A 22,184-nucleotide genomic window follows, 5' to 3' on the forward strand; every position below is an offset into this window, starting at 1 on the left:
CGTCCAAGCATTCTCTCTCAGCAGGCGCGCCGTAGAAATTACGGCCGGAAATCACCCTGCCCCGTAGGGTCTGCTATTGCATCCGGTGCTTCGGCTAAATCGCAGCACTTACAATCCGGTCCTCAGGAAGACATTCTCTCTAAATTCGGTCGCGTAGGGAAGCTTTGCCAGCTCGTCGGCCAGGTGACCTTCCCAATATTTGTTGACGCCGTATACGTTCTGGATCTTCGCAAGCGCGCTCTTTCCGTCGGATAGTCGTCTCCGCTCCGCTGATTTCAGCGCTTCCTCCATAGTGTCGAAACGGGTTTTGATCAGCCGAAGCAGTGTTTTGAACTCAGTGCGAAAAACCTCCCAAGTGCAGCCAGCGGCGGCAACCTTAGCTTTGAGCAGCTTGAGAAACCCGGTCCGAGAAAGATCGTTGAAAAACATTCCGCTGTCTAGAATGCCGGAAATCGCCTGCGCTGAATGAAGACGCGCACTCGTATACTTGCACACAGCACTCGAGAAGTAGCGGTCAACGACCCCGTTGATCAACTCGCGAACATCGTCCGCCGACCTCGTATGCAGGCCAGCAAGGGTCCTGTCTTTGACGACGTAGTGACAGACGTCCGTGTGCCTCAACAGAATGTTTTCCGCCTCGTGTTCCGCCAGGAACAGAACGCCATCGAGTTCGGGATCATCGACCACGAATGTCGGTTCGACACATTCGAGCATCTTTTCAAAGCCGAGATGGGACGATGCGGCCGCTTCGCCATCGATTAGCCCAAAGACCTTCCTGTTGGTGACGCGCTCGCGTTTCACCCGCGCGATTGCGGGTCCGCAGCCCGTTCCGCCTTCCGGGGGTATCTTGAATTCGATCCGCTCGGCATGCCCCGGCCCTACCAGGACGCCAAAGAGATTGGCGTCACTTTCAGCTTCCACATAAACGACCACTTTTCCGATGTAGATATTGTCCAGCTCGGCTGGGTCCGAAATCTGAGAAAGGTTCGCCATTACTGGATGTCGCTCTCTATCAAGTGCCCACCCTTGATCAGGCCTTCTTCCTGCACGTTGTGCTGGAAAACCTGCATCAGCTCACGGTTGTGTGTTGTGAATATCAGGGTGAGGGCCGTGTAATTTCGAAGCAACTCTTTCATCGCCTCGAACATCCGGTTCATCCACCTTGTATGGAGATGAATCTCGATTTCATCGATGAGAATGATCGTATTCGATGTCATGTGGGTCAACGTCCGACCGAGAATCTGGAGCATTGCCCGTTCGCCGTGGCTGAGGGCAGCCAGCGAATGAACACCGTAGCGTGTTTTGACGTAAGTCCTCAGCTCCTCGCGCCGCGGCTGCGTTATAGACTTCGACGGGTCGTCCTTGAAGATGAGGGCATTCAGGAATGACAGAAGATCATCCACCCGACGATCGCCCGCGCCGTCCGAGCGCCTGTCGGCGAGCCATTCGAGCCACACAAGTACATTGTCGATGGACGTACCCCATTCGGGGCCGTCGGAGCTGAATATCTGGGCTGGCTGGTAGCCCCAGATATCCGGTCGCGTCACGGCAAAATGCTCCACAGGCGCGACTACACGTCGATCTGCCGGAAAATAGAGGATAGAGGGCAGGTTTTGAGACAAGCCAAAAAGCTCGCTTGGCGGCTGGCCGAGAGAACGCCGCGTTATGTCATAAAACAGCGCACCGAGTTCGTTCGTCTGGGAGCTCACACTCAGACCCTGAGGCGTCATCGATATACCGAGCCCAGCCCAATTGCGGGTTTGAGCCACGGTGTCGAGCTCGTCCGGCGTCCAACTCCGCACAGGGCCTTGAGAGCCTGTCCACACGGACAGCAGCACGTCCTGCGAAACGCCGTCGATCGTCCAGGTCGCGCGGATATCGACTTGAGCTTGTCCGGTGGCTGTGAATTGTGCAAACCTGCCACACGGGTTCTCATTTAGTAGACCGAAAAGGCCGAAAATCGCCTCGAGTACGGTCGTCTTACCGTAAGCATTCTTTGCCAGTAACATATACAGGTTCGCTGGACCTGCCGAATAAGGGTCCGACGATCCCGGCTCGATCCCGAAAAAATCGAACTCCCGCTTTCCGTTGCGGAATGGCCCAAGCTCTTCAACAGTGAGGCGGATCAGCTTCCAGTCCGAAATCGTCAAATTCTGCATGTCTATCTCAATATTTCGCTGATGTCGGACGGAAGAACCCGGCTTCCGTGACCTCTCACAACTTGCTGCCCCGTGAATTTAACAAGCATGTCACCCTTGCCAAGGAGCTGTTCGGCACCGCCCTCATCGAGGATGATCCTCGATTCAGCATTTTTCTGTACCGTAAGGGCGATACGGCTCGGTATGTTCGATCGAAGCAGGCCAGGGAAAGTGGCGGCCTCGGGCCTCTGTGTTGCTAAGACGAGATGGATTCCCGATGAACGGGACTTCTGAGCCAGCTTGATAAGGGGGATCTCGATCTCGCGACGGTTCAAAAACAGGTCGCCGAGTTCATCGACCACCGCGACGATCCTCTTGAGGCGCGCGCCTTTCTCAAGCGCCTCGGAGATGTCACGGGCACCAAGTTCTTTGAAAACAGTTTGCCGACGCTCCATTTCGTCCACTAGGTCGTTGAGCGCTCTGTAGGCGTCGTCGGGCGTCACTACAGGCTCTTTACCCATCAAATTGGGTAAGCCGCGGTAGCCGGCGAATTCTACTGCCTTTGGGTCAACGAGAAGCAGCTCCGGAGCCAATACCTTGTTGTGGTTCAGCGAGAGCAGGATGGAATGAAGGCACATACTTTTGCCGCTTCCTGTCGTGCCACCGATGAAAAGATGTGGAGCTTCAGCCAGATCAATCAGCAGTGGCTCACCGAGCACGCTGGTGCCGAGGCAAATCGGCAGCGACATCTTAGATGCGGCGGGACTGTCCAGAGCGGAGACGATGTCCGGCCAGTTTACCGTTTTCCAGGTGGTTGAAGGGCGGGGCACGTCTAGAACAACCGTTCGCTCGCTGGTGCCGACGGCGATGTCGATCTTCCTGTCCCCGAGGCCAAGGGCAAAGCCGATCTTGTCTTGACCGCGGCGCAGTCGGTCCAGATCGTCGAGGAGCGGAAGCTCGTAGCTGAAGCGGGTGAGGCGCGGCCCGACGGATGTTGACTGCAGTTTGGCATCCACCCCGATCTGACCGAGGGCGCGCGTCACTCGTTCGCCGAGACCGTCACTCGTCTCTCCGCTGTCGGCCTCCTTTGCCCGGTCGACAAGGATTTCGTCGAGGATGTAGCGGTTCAAGTCCGACTGGTCGCGCCACTCTTCGTTGAGTACCGCCAGTCCGCGCCTGACGTGACGTTGAAGTGCCGCATGGTAGAGTTCTTCATCCTCGAACAGATCGGCGCCTTCGTAGATCGACAACATCGCGCAATACAGATCCGTGAAGTCCTCGAGCTCGTTGGCCCTGCCTTCGCCGATAAGCTGCATTGGATGCAATTCGACGCCGCCACGCTGTCCTGAAAGCGGTGGATATAGCTCGGGCGAGGGTGCCTCGGTCATCTGAAGTGAACGGGCCAATGCCAGGCGCGCTATAGTCCACTGATCGAGCTTCTGTCGCCATCCCTGCGAAACGCGTTCGATTATGGCACGCTCATCTTTTGTGAGGTGGATACGTGACACCATCAGGCAAGCTCCACGAGGGCTTGGCCCTGTTTGACCTCAGCGGCGTCCCCGGTGTTGTTTTCGATCAGATAATGCTCGGCGATGCGCGGCTCCAGAAGACCCCGCTTGCGCGCATCGATTTCGGCGTTTGTGGGAAGGATGATGACCTGTCTCGCCAGCGCCGGATAATAGGACTTCAGCAAATGATCCTGGTTCTCGCGGTCGATACGACCGAGTGGGGTGTCAATTATCACGGGTATATCCCGGTTGGCGCTGTCTTTCATTGCCCATAGAAGCGCCGTCGCAGCCAATTGCTTCATACCACTGGAGAGGCTCGTACGGCCGATCGGTCTTCCGTTCTCCTCATAAAAAGTCAGCACATAGGCGTCATCGATCCCGATCCGCTTGATCAAGGGATGGGAGATAATTCGGCGGAAGCGATCATTAAGTAAGTCTTCAAGCTCCGTGCGGGTCGCGTCTTTCAATCTCAACGCGATTTCGTTCAGCGCCTTAGATACGCTCGTCGCGAACTTGCTCTCTGCCATTTCCGTCGTGGCTTGGTTTTGGCTTGCCTGAAGACGGATGATCGTCTCCGCAATATCGATCCGCTGCTGCTTGAAGTCCGTCAACTTGGTCGTTGAAACGCCCTTCTGCTGGTTCAGGCGGGCTTCCTTCACCCGGAGCTCCTCGATCATGTTCGTCACGTCGCGGAACTCTTCGAGATTGCCTTGAGCGCCCACCTCGAGCTTGAGAAGAGCCTCGGTGACTTCAGCCAGTTCCGCCTTCGTTTGGGAGGCCTGCTCAAGGAGGCGGACATGTCTATCTTGCCGTTCGCCGCCCGCTGCGCTCCAGTGTTCAACCATACGGCGCATTTTTTCTATCCGAAACACATCCGCGGCCGCGAATGTCCCAAGGGCGGAGCCCGGAAGATTTAGTGCACCGTTGAGCTTTCCGGAAAGATACCGGGCAATCCCGGCGACATCCTCATGTGGCATATCGGGCGCGGCTTCGGCGACCCAACCGGGGAGCCGTGTGTCTATCTGCCTCACGAAATTTGCTTCAGCGGATCCACCAGCGGCGATGCGCGCTTCGACCTCATCTCGCACGCGCTTGAGTATCCGCAGGTTAGCGACGACCGGAATATCCAATGGCAGCTGCGTCGATATCTCCGCGACGCAGTCCTCGAGTTGCTTGTTTAGTTTTTTCAACTGCTTTTCAAGGGCGTCGCGCTGGAGTTCGGACGCACCTGAACTGAGATTTGCCCGTCGAATTTCGAGCTTGCGCAAATCAATGCCGTCGGTTGTAAGGGTGTCGTCGATGGCGACAAGCTGTTCTTCAAGCTCGAAAATGGACGTCTCGATACTGCGCTGCGACGCCAGAGCCGCATCGACCTGACGGCGGAGCTCGGTCTGCATTCCTCGAAGACGTCGTTCGTCTGCGACTTTTCGAACCTCCTCCGCGAGTTCTTCGACGAAAGTAAGCTGAAGAAGCCGATTGATGTCCTTCTGCAGGGTGCCGGATGACTCCGCGATGCTCTTGATATCCTCGCCGTCGAAAAAGAAAAACTTCACGAGATCGCTCGGCAGCGTCTCCTCGAGGAAATCCTCCGCGGCTTCGCCGGCCTTTCTATTGCCGTCGAAATCAATGTAGACCCCGGATGCCGTGTTGTTCCCCTCGGTTTGCCACCACCGCTGTGCGGTGAACTCCCTTTCGTCCTCGTCGGTCCAGCTAATTTCGACGAACGTTTCGACGGTCTCGTTGAGAACAGCGGCTTTACGCCTTGCACTGCGGTTGACCAGACCTGACCAACGTGCGCCATCCCCGAGCAGATACTGTTTTTCATTCAGAAGGGAGGGGGGGAAGCCCACCGTCCGAAATTGCTTCTGTGCAATGCCCGTAAAGAGGAGTTTCACGGCGTTCAAGAAGCTTGTTTTTCCCATGCCGTTGCGACCCCAGATCAACACGACGTTGCGCGATTGGCTGGTAATGGAAAAATCGAAATTTATCAGGCCATGGTAGGCAAAAATATTCTTTAAACGGACCCGAGTGAATTTCATTTACCCTCGATCCGCCACTTTTCGAACTCTTCTTCGAAGAGCGCCGTGATGTCACGGCGCAGGTTCGGGCGCGCTCCCCACGCAAGAAGATCGCGGTGCTTTGTCTCAAGATCCAGCAGGCGGAATATCAGTTCCGCATCCAGACCGGAGCTATCGCAGATTTCCCGAACAATTGATGATCTGAGTTCTTGATTTCGCATCGTCCACCGTGATGCAACCTATAATCAACTTTATGTAAAAAGTGTATAACTTTATCGGGTTACGGATGTGTTGCGAGCAGATTTTCTACCACTCCCACGATCCCACCTTCGACTTTGTTCAGCTTTCGCTCGAGCATATCCAGCCCCCTCGCCCAGTGTTGGGCCACCAAGTCTTGAAACTCGCGGCGCGAAAGTTCGTCCTCTCCGGAATGTTCGACGATCAACGCGATCCATGCGGCGAGGTCACTTTCGTCCTGGCCGAACAACGTGTCACCCTTGATGGGCTTGCCATAGGCCTCGATATGCGTAGAGGGGGGCGTCGGATCAGAAAGCGAGGCTGATATCGCCAGCCGCGCTGGCTGATAGCGAAACGCGAAGCCCCACTCCCGCTGAAAACGGCTGTTCTCGTGATCAGCTGGGAGAGATGTACGGAAATCGGCTCGCACTATGTCGCCAAGCTGTAATGGATAACGCACCGTGCTCATGCCGCCCTCTGCCTGAAATAGCCGTCTTCAAGTACGGTGCTGCCGAGTAGGCCATCATCTGACCTGTATGAAAGGGTGTATTCGGCGGATATGCTCTCCGCTATCTGGTCGTAGTATCGTCCGCCGACTTCCTCGGGCTGAGAGAGGATGATGACCTGGCTTCCACCATTTTTGAAGAAGTCGAGCACACGCTCCCGATGTCCAGTGTCGAGACGGCCGAGCGGCGTATCGATGACCAGCGGAAGCTGCGACCCAACCAGTCCTCCGACGGCGGAAATCAGCGACGTCGCGAATATTTGGTTCTCGCCCGCAGAGGCCTCCGCCTGGCTGATATCGGTCCCGGCCGCATCAAAAATCCTGACTGAGCCGTCTTCGTTGATCTCAATCCGCTGGACAACCGTCTTGTGTGCAAGCTGGCGGTAGTTTGACGAAACCTTATCGGCCAAGGCGGCGTAATATTCAGGTACGATATGGTCTATGGCGTTCAAAATTTCGATGCGCAAGGTAGTCGCTGCATCCACGACAGGAAGTCCGGCAGCTGTCCCGCGGCGCTGGATCAACCTCCTTTCCAGATTTGTCCGCTTCGCCGCGAGCTCGTTCTCGATATGCCAAAGTTGCTGCGCATTCTCGCGTTGCTTTCTTTCGACCGCTTCGAGTTCGCCGTTTATCTCACGCAGCACAGCTGAGTAGCGGCTTCGCGCTGCTTCGATACCCTCTTCAAACTGGAGCGATTCGTCGCTTTCTTTGACAATCTGACCGAGCTCTCTTGCCCGCCGGATGAATTCTGGCAGTTGGACCTTCGCGTCCTGAACGCCTTGCCCGAGGCCGTGGATAACTCGTTCGACATCGTATCGCTCGAGGTACTTGTGGCGGCTCTGATCAGCAACATTCGCGGGGCGCGAGACTGTCCACGCTGACCGCACTCTCTCCTTTATCATACTGCCCGTCGCAAGATCGACCTTAGGCTCGATCTCATCCAGGGCTTTCAAAAGGTTTTCGAGGGCGAGCTCCGATGGGTTGCCGTCCAAGACACGACTGCTGGCTGCTTTCTCAAGCGCGCTGACCGTTCTCTTCATCAGCGGCCGACCGAGAAGCAGGTATGGGAGAAGCCGTGATGCGGTTGCCGCCATCTCGTTGCGTAGGGCGGCCAACTGCTGGTTTGCAATATGTTTGGCTTCGAGCGTTTCGTGCCTGTCCTTGAAGCTGTGGTTAGTGAGCGCGCCCATGTCGTGAACGATCGCGTCGCGTCGCTGTTTGAGGACAGCGGCCTCCGCTTCCACTGCATCGCGGTCGCGTATGCACTCAGCTTGCCTGTCTTCAAGTCCGGTAACATCCCGTCGAAGCTCCGCATCGACGTCCTCGTCGACGAGGTCGCGAGAGCGATCTTTCACATAGTCGGAAAGGTCGGCAGCCAAACGCTTGAGCGACGAAATTCCCAAGGCGCTTTCGATCCCAATCCTAACCTGTTCCCTGACGTCTTTCCGGCCCAGCTCCACAACGCGCTCGCCATCGAACAGAAAAAACGGAATCATGCTGGCGGGGGCGACGATCGAGGCGATGAGGCTCTCGTAAAATGATATTGGGTCTTCATCCTGAGGAACTGCCACGATATCGCGGTCCTTGCCGAGGCGGATCACGACCTCTTCGTCATCCTCGAACAACTGACCGTCATCATCGAAGTACCAGCGTCGCTCGATCTCCAACTGACCGTTGGGTATCGAGAGTTCCACGACGACGGATGACATCCGCTCGCCACGATCGTACGCAGGCTTGTGGAAAGCCCGCTCAATAAAGCTGCGATATTCCGCCCGCCGGACCACTTCAGACGCCTGGGCGGACCCGCGACCACCGTCGATGAAGCTTGCCGCGCCGTACAGCCCCGCGATGAGAGCATCGAGAATACTCGTTTTGCCGTTGCCGTTATTGCCGCCAATCAGCACAATCGGACGACCGGACGCCGTTGTCGGGAACTCGAGGTCCGCGGTATCGAAGGCCTTCCAGTTGGACATCCTGATCCGTTTGAACTGGCATCTGCGCCGCAGGCCGTCGTGTACTGCCGCTATCTGGTTCCTGAGCTCCCCTGGCTCGATGGTGGCAGAAGCGAAAATACTGTCAAAACGAAGAAAAAGCCGTCGACGGTTCTTATGGGAGCCAAGCATGGATTTGGCTTCCAGTAATTGTTCAAGACTGTTACTCATATACTCTAGCCATGCGATCTCGCGGCGTTCTAGGCAGAAAGATTAGAGAGATCTTCTGCCCATATTCTCTTGATGGCGGCGATTTCCTCGTCACTGATAAGTGCTAGGGAAACCTCCACCTGCATGGCAACAAGCTTATCAAGGATTTGTCGTCTTGCGTCCAGTGTAAAGGGGCCTGGGATCAGACGGCCATCTCCGACAAAATTCAGCTTTCCATTGCGCCGGGTGGCCATTCTCATTGAGCCGTCTTCGCGGATCTCCTTGAGCCAGTCCCGGAATTCAAGAAGGGGCTCAAGATCACCATACCCGGATTCGATGAACGATTCTGCGCTCTTGTCCTTCTCGACAACGGTACATGTCCAGCAGCCAAACCGGGAAGAACTCGTCCCGCACGACGGCGCTTCGCTCTTGTCGGTGACGAGTGGACACTCGCCTGCGCCCGCGTTCCGGTACATGGTGACCAGTTCTCGATGGGTACCGCCCCAAGGTGGGCTCGACTGCAACAGGGTCTGCCATACCTCTTCGGTGGTCAGCTCGACAATCGGCTTATATACGAAGCAATTCTTTAGGCTGTTATGAGCGTTCAGGCGCTCCCCATTTTCATAGCGTTCGACGCTGCGCGCTCTCTGGGACGATTCGGCTCGTCTTACCCCGAGCAGTAGGATGGCCTGTCCTGACTTGTCGACCTGGTTCTGAATGTACTCGGTAGTCGGAATTATCTTCATCCGATCGGTGCACCAGCGAAACATCCTGCTTGGCGAGGGATAACCGCGCCCGATGAGGTTCACCCAAAACGTATGGTCGATATCCGGCACCGTCTTCGCGACGGTGACGGGGAGCCGCAACGCGTCGATCGAGCCTGCGATGCGATCGAGTACAGATTGAAGGTGGCTCGCGATAACCGGAGATTCGACAAGCGTATCGTTCGCTACAACGTGAACGCGCCTGGTGCGAAGCCTGGGCGGCAGAGCCAGCAGCATCTCGAAAACGAGCTGGGCCAGCAACGTGCTGTCCTTGCCGCCGGAGAAACCGATGATCCAGGGGGTGGAATGCGGCTGGACGTATTCATCGCGGAGATCAGCGAGCACCGATTTGAGTTTATCTGCGAGGCCCGACTTAACCGCGGCCTGGGTATTCGCAGGATTGACCACGATGTTCATGCTCGTCTCCGAATGGATCGCAATTCGGTTACGCTGGCCGTGATAGCCCGCGATGCGATCTCGATATCATGTTCCGTTGTGAATGGCCCGAGGCCGATGCGAATTGCCGACTCCGCGACATGTCTCGGAAGCCCCATCGCCAACAATACAGGCGAGGGCTCGAGCGATTTCGCGCTGCATGTCGATCCCGTCGAGACCGACACTGACTGCTGAAGGTGATACGCCAGCGCCTCGCCATCCACATCGTCGAAAGAAATGTTAATGTTACCCGGAAGACGGGCGGTTGCCGATCCGTTCAACTTCGATCCGGTAATCGCCAGAAGCTCCGTCAGGAGCGAGTCGCGCATACGACGCACGCGCGTGCCGGTTTCTGCCATTTCCTCCGCGGCAAGCTGACAGGCAACGCCGAACCCGACACAAAGGGGAGTGGGCAGAGTGCCGGATCGCAGTCCCGCTTCCTGTCCGCCACCAGCGAGGTGGGGTTTCATCTTCGGCTTAATCAGCCGCCTCACGTAAAGAGCACCGATACCCCCTGGCCCACCGAGCTTATGACTCGAGATGCTCGCCAGATCGAGAACGCTTAGATCGAGTTCGATCTTGCCAGCGGCTTGGGCCAGATCGGAGTGGAGTAAGCTCCCGCGAGTCCTGACAAGCTCAGAAAGTGCTGCTAGCGGTTGCAACACTCCGACTTCGTGGTTCGCCGCCGCTACTGACACGATACCCGTATCGGTGGTAATCATTTCTGCCGCAGCATCAAGATCGATCAGACCATCCGTGTGGACGGGAAGGGAAACGATCTCAAAGTTATCACGGCGAAGCGCTTCGGCCGCCTTGAGTGCCGAAGGATGTTCAACCGCGCCAATTACGACCTTTTTCTTGTTTTGAGCGGTCAGCAGATCCCGTAGGCCTGCAAAGACAAGGTTGTTGGCTTCGGTCGCACCAGAGGTAAACACGATCTCTGAAGGACGAGCTCCGATTAGATGGGCAACTTGTCCACGAGAGCTTTCCACCGCATCGTGGGCCAGTGTGCCGTGAATGTGGGTGGAGTGCGGGTTTGAATCGAAGCGTTCATAAGCTTCGAAGGTTGCCGCCCTAGCGGCCGGATGCATCGGCGCGTGGGAATGATAGTCGAGATAAATCGGCATAAGCCCATCAATTCTTTAAGTCCGCTCATGCGAAGCGAGCCCCCGTTGGACAACGATGATACACGAGTTCGCAGCAAATCACTCACAAAGCTTACAACTGTCCCCAAAAAACAGACGAGCAGCACAGCGCATCGAGCCGACCTACAGTCCAGGCGGAACGCATTCATACCCGAAAAATCGATAGGATAGCGAGTGGACCAAGATACGAGTCACTCATCACAGTGGCTTCGGGCTCACCTATCCTTAGGTCGATCCTGCTCGCCAGCTTACTGCACGCGTTCATGCAATTTTGGATTTTGAACGATATACAATCCTGAGTTTTCAATTGGCGTAAAATATATGAGCAGTTCCAATCGCATTATTAAGTTCGGAGTCACTCCTGGTCTCGCCAGCGCACGAAAATCCGTTGGCGACGCCACCCGATGCCTGAACGGGATCATCGTCGCACTCGAGACGCTCAAACACGTCGACCCGGTGAAACCGCCCGACCTCCAAATGTCTTGGCACAAATCCGACAATCTTAGTGACTTCGACGAGATGCGCACTTTTGCTGTCAAGAGTGCAATCGTAACGGTGATGGACGGGCTTGATCAATATCTGCGCGTCACGAGCCGGGTACCTGGGCTGGTGCCGGAGGCGTTGCATGATGACTTGAATGGACGAAGAGATCCAAAAATCGAGCGGCGCCGCACGGTCGCTGAACGCTTGAGGGTTTTAGCATCCTACGTTCCGAACGCCGTTGACGGACGAATCTTGCTCATCGTGGACTTGCTTGGCGCCTGGCGGAATGAATTTGTGCACGGCGACAAGCGTCATCGGCTGGGAAATAGCCAACTAAAAGAAATCAAAGGGTCTGATGCTTGGTTCAAGTCTGAGCGAGGAGGGGCCGACGTTGTAGGTCTCGTTCATCGATATCAAAATGAGCAGGCTCCATCTCTGATGGATCTCGTAACCTTGTTTGCATCGACCCAGCGTGCGCTATTCAATATCGACGAGCGTTTATTGTTTCAAATGACCGCAAAAGAGTACGCGTTGGCGCTCACCCATCATTTGCTTCACGAAGATCCGGACCCGAAGCAGCGGCTCGATAAGATTTTTGAACACGGAGGCTTCAAGACATGCGCGAGGCTTCGGACCTGGTTCCTAAGCCGAGGGTGTTGCAGCATGGGCAAGGTTATCGGCAGCGGGCCAGCAATGACGCGGGCCGAATTCAACGCCGTTTTGGGCATGGGACGGAACAAGGCGAGTGAATTGTTTAGAATTCCTCGCGATTGAATTTAGGCGGCAAGAACTTCGGCCACAACGTCTTGAATAAAGAAAGCCTATGCGCCTTTCGGGGCGCATAGGCCGAACTCAGCGCCGACGATCAGCCGAATTTGCGCTCCAGCCTTCGACTCGCCTACTTTACGGTAGATTGCAGCCTCGCGCGTTGCCCGGTTGTCAACGAAGGAAACCGGCACAATCGACCTCTGAATGTTTTGAAGTTTCAGAATAGCGGCTTAAAGCCAATTCTCAACATAATCAATTCTCTTATTTTTCAGTTGCTTAGCCAATGCGAAGGCCTAGGTTGTTGGTTCAGATCCCTTCAAGACCAATGAACAGGCTTAAATCATGCCCTTGCAACCAACCTGCATGACAAATCGCTGCGATTTCAGCTTGTTAATGCCGCCGGGTTTCGAGGCCATCGGGCGCGATCGATAAATTCAAACACTTACAGGCGCCGGTGCAAACCGGGATTGCCTCGGTCCGGTCGCCTTGGCGACGGCGAAAAATGTCCGTCGATGTGTGATCGGCAGCGAGTATGCTCTTTTGACTGATGTGGCCGTTTGATTTGGTGCAGGACGAGCCTCGCTTTTGCGAATGGCGTTCCAGCCTCGCACTATTCCCACGCTAGGAGACGACGCGGCCGATACTTCACAAAAGCCGAATAGTCATCTCGGTTAATTTGCGATTTTTTTAAGATATTTCTTGTCGTACCGTCGTCTTGTTGGCTGCCCACGTGTTCTGCGCGGGGTGTGGACGACGGGAGGACAAGGCACCACCAGGGTGCGTATCTATACAAAATGGGGAACTGAAATATGAGAAAAGTTGTGACTGCCACAGCGGCGACGTTGGCATTGTTTGCGATGACTATTGACGCTCATGCTGGCGCGGCGATCGATAAGATCAAGGCCCGCGGTGAGCTTTACTGTGGAGGTCAACCTGAAGGGTTGGGTTTCCACACGCCGGACCCTAGCGGCAATTGGAAAGGATTTGCCGTTGACTATTGCCGTGCGCTCGCCACCGCGCTTTTCAACGATCCGAGCAAGTTCGTCTACAAGCCGATGTCATTCGTGCAGACGTTCACCGCCCTGCAGACTGGCGAGGTCGACATTATTACGACGTCGACGACATACACGGTCTCACGCGACGCCGTGCTGGGATACGATTTTCCCAGGGTCTACTTTTATTCGGGTAATGCGTTCATGGTCAAAAAGAGCGCAAACGTCATCAGCCCCAAGGATCTGAACGGCGCAGCAATCTGCAACATTACCGGCTCCACCAACATCTCGAGTGTTGACGACTATTTCCGCAAGAATGGCATGACATACACCCAAGTCAACTTCGATAAGATCGATGACGCGTTCAACGCCTACAAGTCCGACCGCTGCGATGCCATCAGCCAGGAGCCGCCTGTGCTTGCCTCCTTCCGCACGTCGCTCGGCAACCCGGATGACAATATCATCCTTGAAACCACGATCTCAAAAGAGCCGTTCTCGCCGGTCGTGCTAGAGAAAGACCCAGAGTGGACGAACCTCGTCAGGCAGACGATTAACGCCACGATTACGGCTGAAGAGCTCGGGATCACATCCGCAAACGTCGAGGAACTCGCCAAGACGAGCCAAGATCCCGAAGTGCGCCGTCTGCTCGGGGCCGAAGGTGATATCGGTACGAAGATGAATCTCGCCAACGACTGGGTGGTCAAAGTTATGAAGGCGGTCGGCAATTACGGCGAAATCTACGAGCGCAACCTCGGGGAACAGTCCGCCTTGAAGATACCGCGCGGAGTCAACAACCTCTGGTCCAATGGCGGACTCATCTATTCGCCGCCGTGGCGCTGATGCGATCGGATCGCCCTGACATGCAAGCGACATCCACGACCCCCGGCTCCGCCACCAAAGCGCCTTGGCGGAGCCACGCCGCATCGGTCGCAGCAGCCAGCGCAGTTCTGGGCTTTCTCGTCGTCGGGTTGACGGTCGGGAAGCAGAGACTGCAGGAAATCGGACTCGGCATCAGCTTCGACTACCTGTTTGGGACTGCTGGATTCAGCATCTCGCAGAGCGTCATTCCGTTGCCGCCAGGTTCGACGAACCTGGCCGCGATCGGGGTTGGTCTCGCCAACGCCTTGGTCGTCGCGTTGACCGCGGTGGTTGGATCGACGCTGCTGGGCTTGGTGGCGGCCCTCGCTAGACTCTCGGACAACCCGCTCGCGGCGCGGATAGGGCGTTCGTACGTCAATGTTGTGCGAAACGTGCCGCTGATAATCTTCCTGGTTTTTTTATATCTGGCGCTCCTTCAACTGCCGCCGCCGCGCGCAGCGTCGGCGACGTTCGGCGCGATCTACTTCACCAATAGGGGCATAGTCGTTCCGTCAGCGGAATTCTCGGTGCCATGGCTCTTCGTCGGGACGCTCCTCGCCGTTGTCGGTCTTGCGGCCCGCTTCATGAAATCGCGTCCGCGGTGGCTGGTCCCGATCCTAGCAACCAGCGCGGTCGCGGTCGTATTCGGAACTGCCCGGTACCAGATACCGGCGTTGGCAGGGTTCAGCATCAACGGCGGCCTCACATTCAGCAACGAGTTTGGGGCATTGGCGTTCGGCATCGCCTTCTACTTCGGCGCGGAGATGGGGGAGGTTATCCGGGCGGCAATTCTCTCGGTGCCCCGCCCCCAGTCCGAGGCAGCCGCCGCGCTGGGACTGCACAGAGGACAAGCGTTTCGACTCGTCATCGCGCCGCAGGCTCTGCGGCTCGCGATCCCGCCGACGATCAACATCTATGTCAACATCATAAAATCGACGCCTTTGGGCGTGGCTGTCGGCTACCCCGAGATCATGTCCGTAACGTACCAGATCATGCAGAATACGGGCCGCGCTATCGAGTCTGTGGTCACCCTCGCGGCTCTCTTTATGGCTATCAATGCTGCGTGCGCTCTCCTCGTCAATTCTCTGGACAGGAGGCGTTGATATGAAGCAGCGGCTTGAAGTCTACTTCGGCACACCCGCGAAGTCCGCCACCACGATTGTCCTCGGTGCGCTCGCGCTGGCGTTCTTCTGGTGGATTTTCCGATGGGCAATCGTCGACGCGACCTGGACAGGGGACGCATCCCAATGCCGCGCGAACCCCGGTGGGGCGTGCTGGACATTCCTGACGAACAAAATGTCTTTCATTCTGTTTGGCTTCTACCCTCTGGAAGAGATCGGGCGGGTGGTCGCGCTTTGCGCGTTATTCGCGGCTTGCCTGGTGCTGTCGCTCATGGCAATCGCGACCGGCACCAAGACCCTGCTTCGCGCCTTGCCACTCCTCTGGCTGGCGCAACTCGCCGCCTCCTTCGTTCTCCTGAGCGGCGGCGTCTTCGGCCTCGCCCCAGTTCCTGAGCGACTCTGGAGTGGACTTCCGATCACGATCGTTCTGTCGGTAAGCACCATCTTGCTCGGACTTCCGCTTGGGACCTTGATTGCGCTGGGACGCAAGTCGAGGAACGGAGCAGTGCGCATGTTGTGCCTGTGGTTCGTGGAAGTGATGAGGGCGCTGCCAATCATTGCGGTCCTGTTCATCGCGACGATCATTGTACCGTTGTTCCTTCCCGTACAGCTCGAAATCGGCACGCTTTTCCGCGCTCTTGTTGGGCTGCTGTTGGTCGCTGCCGCCTACTTCTCCGAGATCGTGCGGAGCGGTCTCAACGCGATCCCGCACCTTCAGTATGAGGCGGCAGACAGCCTCGGATTCACGAGGCTCCAGCGGGTGCGCCTGGTCATTCTGCCCCAAGCGTTTTCGCTGGTCGTCCCGCCGCTCGTCAGTCTGGCTGCCAGCCTGCTCAAGGATACGACCCTCATCGTCATCATCTCGCAGTTTGATCTCGTAGGCACTGCGCGGCTGGCGATATCCGATCCGCAGTGGACCGGATTTTCGGCCGAAGGGTTCGTCTTCATCGGCGTGATTTACTTCGCAATGTGTTGTTCGATCATCAAATTTGGGGAAATGGCCGAGATGCTGATGTCCGTCGGCCGACGCTGATGACCGTGCAATGTCCAAGGAGTTCAGACTTTGACTTCAGTAGAACAACAAGGTGCCGCGATCGAATTCGCGGGTGTTAGCAAGTGGTATGGAAATTTTAGGGTCCTGCGCAACGTATCGCTGACCATTCCAACGGGCGGCCGCGTCGTCCTCTGCGGACCATCGGGATCGGGCAAGAGCACGCTCATCAGATGCATCAACCAACTGGAGACCTACCAAGAGGGCAAAATCCTCGTGGACGGCACCCAGGTTGATAGCAAACTGAAGGCGATCGACTCCGTCAGACGGGAAGTGGGTATGGTCTTCCAGTCGTTTGCTCTCTTTCCCCACCTGACCATCATCGAGAACTGCATGCTTGCGCCGATCCATGTGCGAAAGATGTCCGGGCGCGATGCCCGGGCGGTGGCGATGGAACACCTCGAGAAGGTGCGGATTGAAAATCAAGCCGATAAATACCCGACCCAACTCAGCGGCGGCCAGCAACAGCGGGCGGCGATCGCGCGCGCGCTTTGCATGCGGCCGAAGATCATGCTCTTCGACGAACCTACATCGGCACTCGATCCCGAAATGGTCAAGGAGGTCCTCGACACAATGGTCGCGCTCGCCGCCGACGGGATGACGATGATCTGCGTGACGCACGAGATGGGGTTCGCGCGTCGCGTCGCTGACCGCGTGATCTTTATGGATAGCGGTGAGATCGTGGAATCGGCGCCGCCTGGTGAATTTTTCGACACCCCTAGGAATAGCCGCACAAAGGCGTTCCTCGGACAGATTTTGCACTGAACAGTGGCCCCGCGGCGCGACCACAATCAATCGGAGACTACAATGAAAGTGATCATAACCGGCGCGGCCGGACAAATTGGCCAACGGCTGGCCCTGAATCTGCTTAAGCAGGGCAACGAAATTGCGTGCCTTGATCTCGCCCCGGCTCCCGAAGGACTGGATAGCGTGTGGATACAAAGTGACCTCAGCAACCTTGATAAACTTTCAGGCCTCATGAAGGGCTTCGACGCTGTCGTTCATCTCGGAGCCATTTCCGACCCAATCGAGTGGGAACGCTATCCCGAAATCATTGAAGTGAACGTCGTCGGAACGTTCAATGTTTTCGAGGCCGCCCGCCGCGCCGGCATCAAGCGAATTGTATTCGCCAGCTCTATCTGCGCCATCGGCCCGATCTCATGGGTCAAGCCCTGGACGCCGGACTATCTGCCGATGGACGATGATCATCCTCGACAGCCCGACGACAATTACGGTGCCACAAAGCTTATGGGTGAAATCCTCGCTCGTGGCTTCCATGTCCGATACGGTTTGGAGATTCTTTGCCTGCGTTTCACCGGCGTTCTGTTCCCGGACAAGCCGCAGTCAATCGCTCGCTACCAAGACTGGCTCGCCGACCCGGATGGCGAGCTCGTCAACCGCATGTGGTCCTACCTTCGCAGCGAAGACGCATTGGAAGCCATCGAGCGCGGGCTCAGAGCACCGAAGATCGGATACGAGCGTATTCTCCTTGCTGCCCCGGATTCCGCCGTCGGTACCGTCTCGATTGAGGATCTGGTCTCCCGGCATTTCCCCGAACGTCTCGCCGAGGTCCAATCTCTTGCAAAGGTTGCTGGCGAGAACCCCTCTCTTGTAAGTACGCAGAAGTGTTTTGAGCTCTTCGGGTGGAGACCAATGCGTTCATACCGCGATGTCCCGGGCCTTTCCCAACTGGCAGGAGGCAACAATGTCCGCACGGCGGTTTAGTCTCGGCGCAATTGCTCTGGATATGCAGGACCTGTCGCTGGAGGACATCTTCCGAACGACAGCGGATTGGGGTCTTGAGCATGTCGATTTGTATTACAAGGTGAACTACTTCGACTTTAGCGTCGCGCAGATCAAGCGGCTGCAGTCGGCTTATGGTGTCCGGGTCCATTCCGTTAGCACCCGTGGCATGCCGCTCTCACATACGCTGGACGCGAATGAGCAGCTCGAGATTGTCTTCCAGGCGCTGGAGCAGGCGGCAGAGCTGGGCGCTGGTTATTCCGAAAGCATGGCAGGCCCCGCGAAACTGGACACTGACGCCGCAATCGACCGCTACGTCGAACTCGTTGCCCCAATCGTCCGCCGGGCCGAGGAACTCGGCGTCACGTTGCTCGTCGAAAACGTCTTCAACCGCGATGATGCCAAGGACCCGACGGCGAGTGTCGACGGCACCCGCAAACTGCTTGAAAGAGTGGGATCGGAGAACTACGCCCTCTGCTGGGACATCGCCAATTTCGCGGTTAACGGCGAAAGCACCTACCCGCGACCGTATGAAACGCTCAAGCCCTGGATCAAGTACGTGCATCTCAAGGACACGGTACCTCAGGGGTCCTGTGATTTGTCCTACCAGGAGAGAAAGCGTGTGATGGTCGATCCCGAACGAGGCGCTTTTGTCTCAGTGCCGCTCGGAATGGGAATGGTCGATGTAAAGGGTATCGTCGAGCGTCTTATCGCGGATGGTTTCGAGCATCCGGTTACCGTCGAGCTTTTCTGCGGGGACCAAAACCGAGAAGATTACTGGCGTCCAACTGAAACATGGTTGAGATCGACAGGCCTTCTGGCGTAACGATTCAGTCTCGCTGGCGCCGAATTGAATCGCGGTGGCTGCAGCGGAGAGGACGGGATCCCCAATGTTAGACCCTAAAGGCCTCAGAATACTTGTCGAGTTAAATTCCCGCGGCACGATCACGGCCGTCGCCGAGGCGTTAGCGCTATCGCTTTCCGCGATCTCGCAACGCCTGGCGCAACTCGAAATGTCGGCAGGCGTGCCGCTCACCGAACGGGTTGGGCGGCGACTTCTCCTCACCGAGGCGGGCCAGCGGCTGGTGGAGCACGCGACAACAATTCTTGCGAAAATGGAGCAGGCCGAGACTGAACTGGAAATGCTCTCTGGTTCGATCAGCGGCATCCTAAGAATTGCGTCGCTCGAGACAACGCTTGGCACGATCCTTCCAAGGGCGCTCCCGATGATGGAACGCAAATATCCCAATCTGAAGATCGAAACTCAGGAGATGAACCCGGAAGAGGCGATACCGGCGCTTATTCGAGGCAGTTTCGATGTCATCCTGATCGACGACTATCGGTACATGCGTCGATCACGTCCGCCTGAAATGGTTGCGCTCCCGCTTTGCTCGGACGCAATCGTGATTGGAATGCCGGCATCACACAAACTGGCTGACGAAGCTCAGCAATTCAGATTAGGTGACCTGGCGGGTGAAGTTTGGATCAGCACGAGCGCCAGCAGTGAGTTCTCGGAACTCCATGCTTATGTCTGTTCCACCTTCGGTGGCTTCAGGCCTGAAGTCCGCCATCGAACAGACAATTTCGGCGTAGGCCTTGCGCTCGTCGGGAGTGGATGTGGCCTTGCGATGGTTCCGCGTTTGGCAACGTCGTTTGCGCCATCGAATGTGGTTTTCCGACGCCCTGCTGACTTTGCAATTGACCGCACCGTTTGCCTCGCCATCCGTGAGACCAGCGCAGCCAGACCTGCACTCACGGCGTTCCAAGCTGTTCTCCAGCAGGTCGCTGCGGAGATGCAGTTGGAACTTTCCGAAAACGGAGAGCCCAGGCAAATTGGCGGCTGACCCAAACTGGCGGGCACCTTCGATCAATCTGGTCCTTCCGATTCCGAATGTCAGTCGAGGATCGGCCGGAAGGTTAGCTCGGCACAGATGAAGGCAACCTTGGGCACCGTTGTTCGATCGAGATCGCTCGCAGGCCGGATCAGGCTTTTTTGGGCAGCCGATATCGGTCTGCGCGTTGTTCGATATGGCTGCCGATAGCGGATAGTCCAAAGCAAAGGGCGAAGTAGACCGCCCCTGCGAACGCATAACCCTCCCAGAGCACATTTCCCCACGCCACATCTGCCATCGCCAACTGCGTCGAACCCAGAAAATCGTGCATCCCTACGATGAGTATGAGCGATGTGTCTTTAACGAGTGCGATCAATGTATTGATCAGGCCAGGCAGAGCAACAATGAGGGCTTGCGGAAAAACCACCAGCTTTTCGCCATTCCACCGTGAAAGGCCCAACGCATAGATAGCCTCTCGGGTCCCTTTGGGCACCGCGTCCAGCCCTGCTCTGATGGCCTCGGCCATGTACGATGACGTGTACAAGCAAATGCCGACCAGAACGCGCATGAACATGTTGGCTTCCGCCCCGCCCGGTAGAAAGAGCGGAAGCAGGACCACCGCAACAAAAAGGATGGCAATCAAAGGCACACCGCGCATGAACTCGACGTAGAAGGACGATACAGCCCGTATAAGGGGCCGCTCGGAGCGTCTTCCAAGCGCCAATATTCCGCCAAAGACGAATGAGATGCCCATGCCTATCGTGAAGAGCAACAGCGTGATCGAAAGGCCGCCCCATTTTTCAACGGGTACCAACGTCATTCCCGGAATGCCACCTCCAAAAAGATTGAAGCTGGTCACAACGGTGAGGAGATAAACAAGAACCGCGAGGATGATCTGATAGTGTCGCGCCAACGCGAAAGCAGCCACGCAACCGGCCAGTAGAACGGACAGCGACACATTGACCTGCCATCGCGCCGCCTCCGGGTAGAAGCCGTAGGCCAGTTGCCCGAATTTCTCGATCACGAAGACCCAGCACGCGCCTGCGCGGTGGCAGTCCTGGGGGCCAGAGCCGACAAAATCCGCATCGATCACCGCCCACTTGAAGACGGGCAGGATCACACCGATGACGACCAGGAAGGCAAGGATTGTAGCAATGGTGCTCCTGCGGTCCCCAAACAGTTTTTTTGTGAACTCGCGAACTGCGGTCGGAGACCGGCCGGTCACAGGATGCAGGACAGACAAAGTCATTTCTCTCGGTCCCTTCATCGCCGCACTCCCTGTGCATTGAGAGCTCTGGAATAGGCGTGCATCAACCCGGAGCAAGCGAGGCTTATGCTAAGATAGACGGCTGTCACGATTGTCAGGCATTCTATTGCCTGCCCCGTCTGTGTCAGAACAGTCTTGCCGAAAATGAGCATTAAATCGGGAAACGCGATCGATGCTACGATTGCGGTTTGCTTGATCATATTGACGTATTGGTTCGTAAGAGGTGGGATCACGAGGCGAATGGCCTGGGGAATGATGACGTGTCTTGCTACGACGTTCCTTGTGAGACCAAGTGCTTGCGCTGCCTCCGTTTGCCCTGTGTCGATGCTGCGGATTGCGCCCCTGAGCAGTTCGGCGATAAATGCCGAGGAATAAATCGACATCGCCACAAGCACCGCCAGCAACTCTGGAATCACGAGCAAACCGCCCCTGATCCCAAGGCCTGCAGGCACAGGCAAATCCCACGACTGCACACCAAGGGCGATGACAAGGCAGAAAAGCAACCCACCGCCGATCAGCGAAAGGTCAAGTCGGGCGAAAGTCGATGTTGGATGCTGTCCACCCACCTGACGTGCGACTACCACGGGTAGCAGCGCGGCCAGGCATGCCAATGCCCAAACCCAGTTGTCGGCAACCGGGGCAGGGAGAAATAGCCCTCGGTTATTCAAAAAGGCGACGTTACCCGTGGAAAAGCCTTCTCGCACGCCTGGCAAAGCTGAAAAGACCGCGAAATACCAAAACGACAAATGCAGCAAGACTGGTGTGTTTCTGAAGAGCCCAATGTAACCAGCGGCAAGCTTGGAAGCCGCGGGACTAGGGGACAGTCGCAAAGCGACCACTCCCAGACCAAGCAGGGTTCCGAAAACCGCCGCCATGACCGCCAGAAACAGGGTGTTGGTTATTCCGACAACCAGTGCCATCCAGATCGGGCTGGCCGAGGAAAATGGAACAAGCGAAAACGCTACATCGAAGCCGGCAGGCCTGCCTAGGAAATTGAAGCCAGTCGTGATGCCGCGAGTGCTTAGATTGTGAAGCGTTGTCGACGTCACGTACCAACCGGCTGCGGCCAGACAGATTGCCAGCGTGACCTGGGCAGCTATTCCGCCCAGGTCGCTTTTCTTTGTTTCAGACCGCGCGCCGGGGTGCGTAGCTCGATAGTGTTGCGCGTCCATGGCGCT

19 protein-coding genes are annotated in these 22,184 nt (G+C 56.7%); 8 read left to right on the forward strand and 11 right to left on the reverse strand.

Annotation, left to right across the window (positions count from 1 at the left end):
- Positions 1–108 precede the first annotated feature (108 nt).
- Genes V8P77_RS13025 through V8P77_RS13065 form a run of 9 tightly spaced genes read right to left on the reverse strand, consistent with a single transcriptional unit; the run spans position 109 to position 10,873 of the window.
- A complete protein-coding gene (locus tag V8P77_RS13025) occupies positions 109–993 on the reverse strand; it encodes a hypothetical protein (protein WP_264396577.1) in 885 nt (294 codons plus the stop codon).
- On the reverse strand, positions 993–2,159 hold the full coding sequence (locus V8P77_RS13030) for an AAA family ATPase (protein ID WP_264396576.1): 1,167 nt from the start codon (positions 2,157–2,159) through the stop codon (positions 993–995). Before V8P77_RS13030 ends, V8P77_RS13025 begins: the two co-directional genes overlap by 1 nt.
- 2 nt (positions 2,160–2,161) lie before the next feature.
- Positions 2,162–3,649: an FtsK/SpoIIIE domain-containing protein gene (locus tag V8P77_RS13035; RefSeq protein ID WP_264396575.1), complete on the reverse strand. Its 1,488-nt coding sequence runs from the start codon at positions 3,647–3,649 to the stop codon at positions 2,162–2,164.
- Positions 3,649–5,685: an AAA family ATPase gene (locus tag V8P77_RS13040; protein ID WP_264396574.1), complete on the reverse strand. Its 2,037-nt coding sequence runs from the start codon at positions 5,683–5,685 to the stop codon at positions 3,649–3,651. Before V8P77_RS13040 ends, V8P77_RS13035 begins: the two co-directional genes overlap by 1 nt.
- Complete coding sequence (locus V8P77_RS13045; RefSeq protein ID WP_264396573.1) at positions 5,682–5,885, reverse strand: hypothetical protein; 204 nt, start codon at positions 5,883–5,885, stop codon at positions 5,682–5,684. Before V8P77_RS13045 ends, V8P77_RS13040 begins: the two co-directional genes overlap by 4 nt.
- Positions 5,886–5,944: 59 nt before the next feature.
- A complete protein-coding gene (locus tag V8P77_RS13050) occupies positions 5,945–6,370 on the reverse strand; it encodes a DndE family protein (RefSeq protein WP_264396572.1) in 426 nt (141 codons plus the stop codon).
- On the reverse strand, positions 6,367–8,568 hold the full coding sequence (locus tag V8P77_RS13055) for an AAA family ATPase (protein ID WP_264396571.1): 2,202 nt from the start codon (positions 8,566–8,568) through the stop codon (positions 6,367–6,369). The genes V8P77_RS13050 and V8P77_RS13055 overlap by 4 nt, the downstream gene beginning before the upstream one ends.
- 29 nt (positions 8,569–8,597) lie before the next feature.
- The gene (dndC, locus tag V8P77_RS13060; RefSeq protein WP_264396570.1) at positions 8,598–9,728 is read right to left on the reverse strand and encodes a DNA phosphorothioation system sulfurtransferase DndC; all 1,131 of its coding nucleotides are present in this window, start codon (positions 9,726–9,728) and stop codon (positions 8,598–8,600) included.
- Entirely contained in the window at positions 9,725–10,873 is a 1,149-nt protein-coding gene (locus V8P77_RS13065; RefSeq protein WP_264396569.1) for a cysteine desulfurase family protein, read from the reverse strand. Before V8P77_RS13065 ends, dndC begins: the two co-directional genes overlap by 4 nt.
- A gap of 339 nt (positions 10,874–11,212) precedes the next feature.
- Here V8P77_RS13065 and V8P77_RS13070 point away from each other — a divergent pair, with 339 nt between their 5' ends.
- From V8P77_RS13070 to V8P77_RS13105, 8 genes are all read left to right on the forward strand, one after another.
- A complete protein-coding gene (locus V8P77_RS13070) occupies positions 11,213–12,148 on the forward strand; it encodes a hypothetical protein (protein WP_264396568.1) in 936 nt (311 codons plus the stop codon).
- An 803-nt stretch (positions 12,149–12,951) separates the two neighbouring features.
- Positions 12,952–13,974, forward strand: a complete 1,023-nt coding sequence (locus V8P77_RS13075; RefSeq protein ID WP_264396567.1) for an amino acid ABC transporter substrate-binding protein — start codon at positions 12,952–12,954, stop codon at positions 13,972–13,974.
- A 20-nt stretch (positions 13,975–13,994) separates the two neighbouring features.
- Positions 13,995–15,095 (forward strand): ABC transporter permease subunit, encoded by a 1,101-nt coding sequence (locus V8P77_RS13080; RefSeq protein WP_264396566.1) that lies wholly within the window; start codon positions 13,995–13,997, stop codon positions 15,093–15,095.
- A gap of 1 nt (position 15,096) precedes the next feature.
- The gene (locus tag V8P77_RS13085) at positions 15,097–16,146 is read left to right on the forward strand and encodes an amino acid ABC transporter permease (protein WP_264396565.1); all 1,050 of its coding nucleotides are present in this window, start codon (positions 15,097–15,099) and stop codon (positions 16,144–16,146) included.
- Positions 16,147–16,176: 30 nt separating this feature from the next.
- Positions 16,177–16,929, forward strand: coding sequence for an amino acid ABC transporter ATP-binding protein (locus V8P77_RS13090; RefSeq protein WP_319641127.1), 753 nt, complete (start codon positions 16,177–16,179; stop codon positions 16,927–16,929).
- A gap of 42 nt (positions 16,930–16,971) precedes the next feature.
- The gene (locus tag V8P77_RS13095; RefSeq protein ID WP_264396564.1) at positions 16,972–17,889 is read left to right on the forward strand and encodes an NAD-dependent epimerase/dehydratase family protein; all 918 of its coding nucleotides are present in this window, start codon (positions 16,972–16,974) and stop codon (positions 17,887–17,889) included.
- Positions 17,870–18,733 (forward strand): sugar phosphate isomerase/epimerase family protein, encoded by an 864-nt coding sequence (locus V8P77_RS13100; protein WP_264396563.1) that lies wholly within the window; start codon positions 17,870–17,872, stop codon positions 18,731–18,733. Before V8P77_RS13095 ends, V8P77_RS13100 begins: the two co-directional genes overlap by 20 nt.
- A 64-nt stretch (positions 18,734–18,797) precedes the next feature.
- Entirely contained in the window at positions 18,798–19,751 is a 954-nt protein-coding gene (locus V8P77_RS13105) for a LysR family transcriptional regulator (RefSeq protein ID WP_264396562.1), read from the forward strand.
- 139 nt (positions 19,752–19,890) lie between these two features.
- Here the strand turns inward: V8P77_RS13105 and V8P77_RS13110 are convergent, their stop codons facing one another.
- Both V8P77_RS13110 and V8P77_RS13115 read right to left on the reverse strand, forming a co-directional pair.
- A complete protein-coding gene (locus V8P77_RS13110) occupies positions 19,891–21,006 on the reverse strand; it encodes an amino acid ABC transporter permease (protein ID WP_264396561.1) in 1,116 nt (371 codons plus the stop codon).
- Positions 21,003–22,178 carry an amino acid ABC transporter permease gene (locus V8P77_RS13115; protein ID WP_264396560.1) on the reverse strand — a complete coding sequence of 392 codons (1,176 nt, stop codon included), beginning with the start codon at positions 22,176–22,178 and terminating at the stop codon, positions 21,003–21,005. Before V8P77_RS13115 ends, V8P77_RS13110 begins: the two co-directional genes overlap by 4 nt.
- Positions 22,179–22,184: the final 6 nt, after the last annotated feature.

Origin of the sequence: Rhizobium aouanii (genome assembly GCF_037002925.1) — a bacterium.
Taxonomy (GTDB): domain Bacteria; phylum Pseudomonadota; class Alphaproteobacteria; order Rhizobiales; family Rhizobiaceae; genus Rhizobium; species Rhizobium aouanii.

Coding starts and splice junctions, on each gene's coding strand:
- V8P77_RS13025 (WP_264396577.1), bottom strand. CDS start 993: ATGGCGAACCTTTCTCAGATTTCGGACCCAGCCGAGCTGGACAATATC.
- V8P77_RS13030 (WP_264396576.1), bottom strand. CDS start 2,159: ATGCAGAATTTGACGATTTCGGACTGGAAGCTGATCCGCCTCACTGTT.
- V8P77_RS13035 (WP_264396575.1), bottom strand. CDS start 3,649: ATGGTGTCACGTATCCACCTCACAAAAGATGAGCGTGCCATAATCGAA.
- V8P77_RS13040 (WP_264396574.1), bottom strand. CDS start 5,685: ATGAAATTCACTCGGGTCCGTTTAAAGAATATTTTTGCCTACCATGGC.
- V8P77_RS13045 (WP_264396573.1), bottom strand. CDS start 5,885: ATGCGAAATCAAGAACTCAGATCATCAATTGTTCGGGAAATCTGCGAT.
- V8P77_RS13050 (WP_264396572.1), bottom strand. CDS start 6,370: ATGAGCACGGTGCGTTATCCATTACAGCTTGGCGACATAGTGCGAGCC.
- V8P77_RS13055 (WP_264396571.1), bottom strand. CDS start 8,568: ATGAGTAACAGTCTTGAACAATTACTGGAAGCCAAATCCATGCTTGGC.
- dndC (WP_264396570.1), bottom strand. CDS start 9,728: ATGAACATCGTGGTCAATCCTGCGAATACCCAGGCCGCGGTTAAGTCG.
- V8P77_RS13065 (WP_264396569.1), bottom strand. CDS start 10,873: ATGCCGATTTATCTCGACTATCATTCCCACGCGCCGATGCATCCGGCC.
- V8P77_RS13070 (WP_264396568.1), top strand. CDS start 11,213: ATGAGCAGTTCCAATCGCATTATTAAGTTCGGAGTCACTCCTGGTCTC.
- V8P77_RS13075 (WP_264396567.1), top strand. CDS start 12,952: ATGAGAAAAGTTGTGACTGCCACAGCGGCGACGTTGGCATTGTTTGCG.
- V8P77_RS13080 (WP_264396566.1), top strand. CDS start 13,995: ATGCAAGCGACATCCACGACCCCCGGCTCCGCCACCAAAGCGCCTTGG.
- V8P77_RS13085 (WP_264396565.1), top strand. CDS start 15,097: ATGAAGCAGCGGCTTGAAGTCTACTTCGGCACACCCGCGAAGTCCGCC.
- V8P77_RS13095 (WP_264396564.1), top strand. CDS start 16,972: ATGAAAGTGATCATAACCGGCGCGGCCGGACAAATTGGCCAACGGCTG.
- V8P77_RS13100 (WP_264396563.1), top strand. CDS start 17,870: ATGTCCGCACGGCGGTTTAGTCTCGGCGCAATTGCTCTGGATATGCAG.
- V8P77_RS13105 (WP_264396562.1), top strand. CDS start 18,798: ATGTTAGACCCTAAAGGCCTCAGAATACTTGTCGAGTTAAATTCCCGC.
- V8P77_RS13110 (WP_264396561.1), bottom strand. CDS start 21,006: ATGAAGGGACCGAGAGAAATGACTTTGTCTGTCCTGCATCCTGTGACC.
- V8P77_RS13115 (WP_264396560.1), bottom strand. CDS start 22,178: ATGGACGCGCAACACTATCGAGCTACGCACCCCGGCGCGCGGTCTGAA.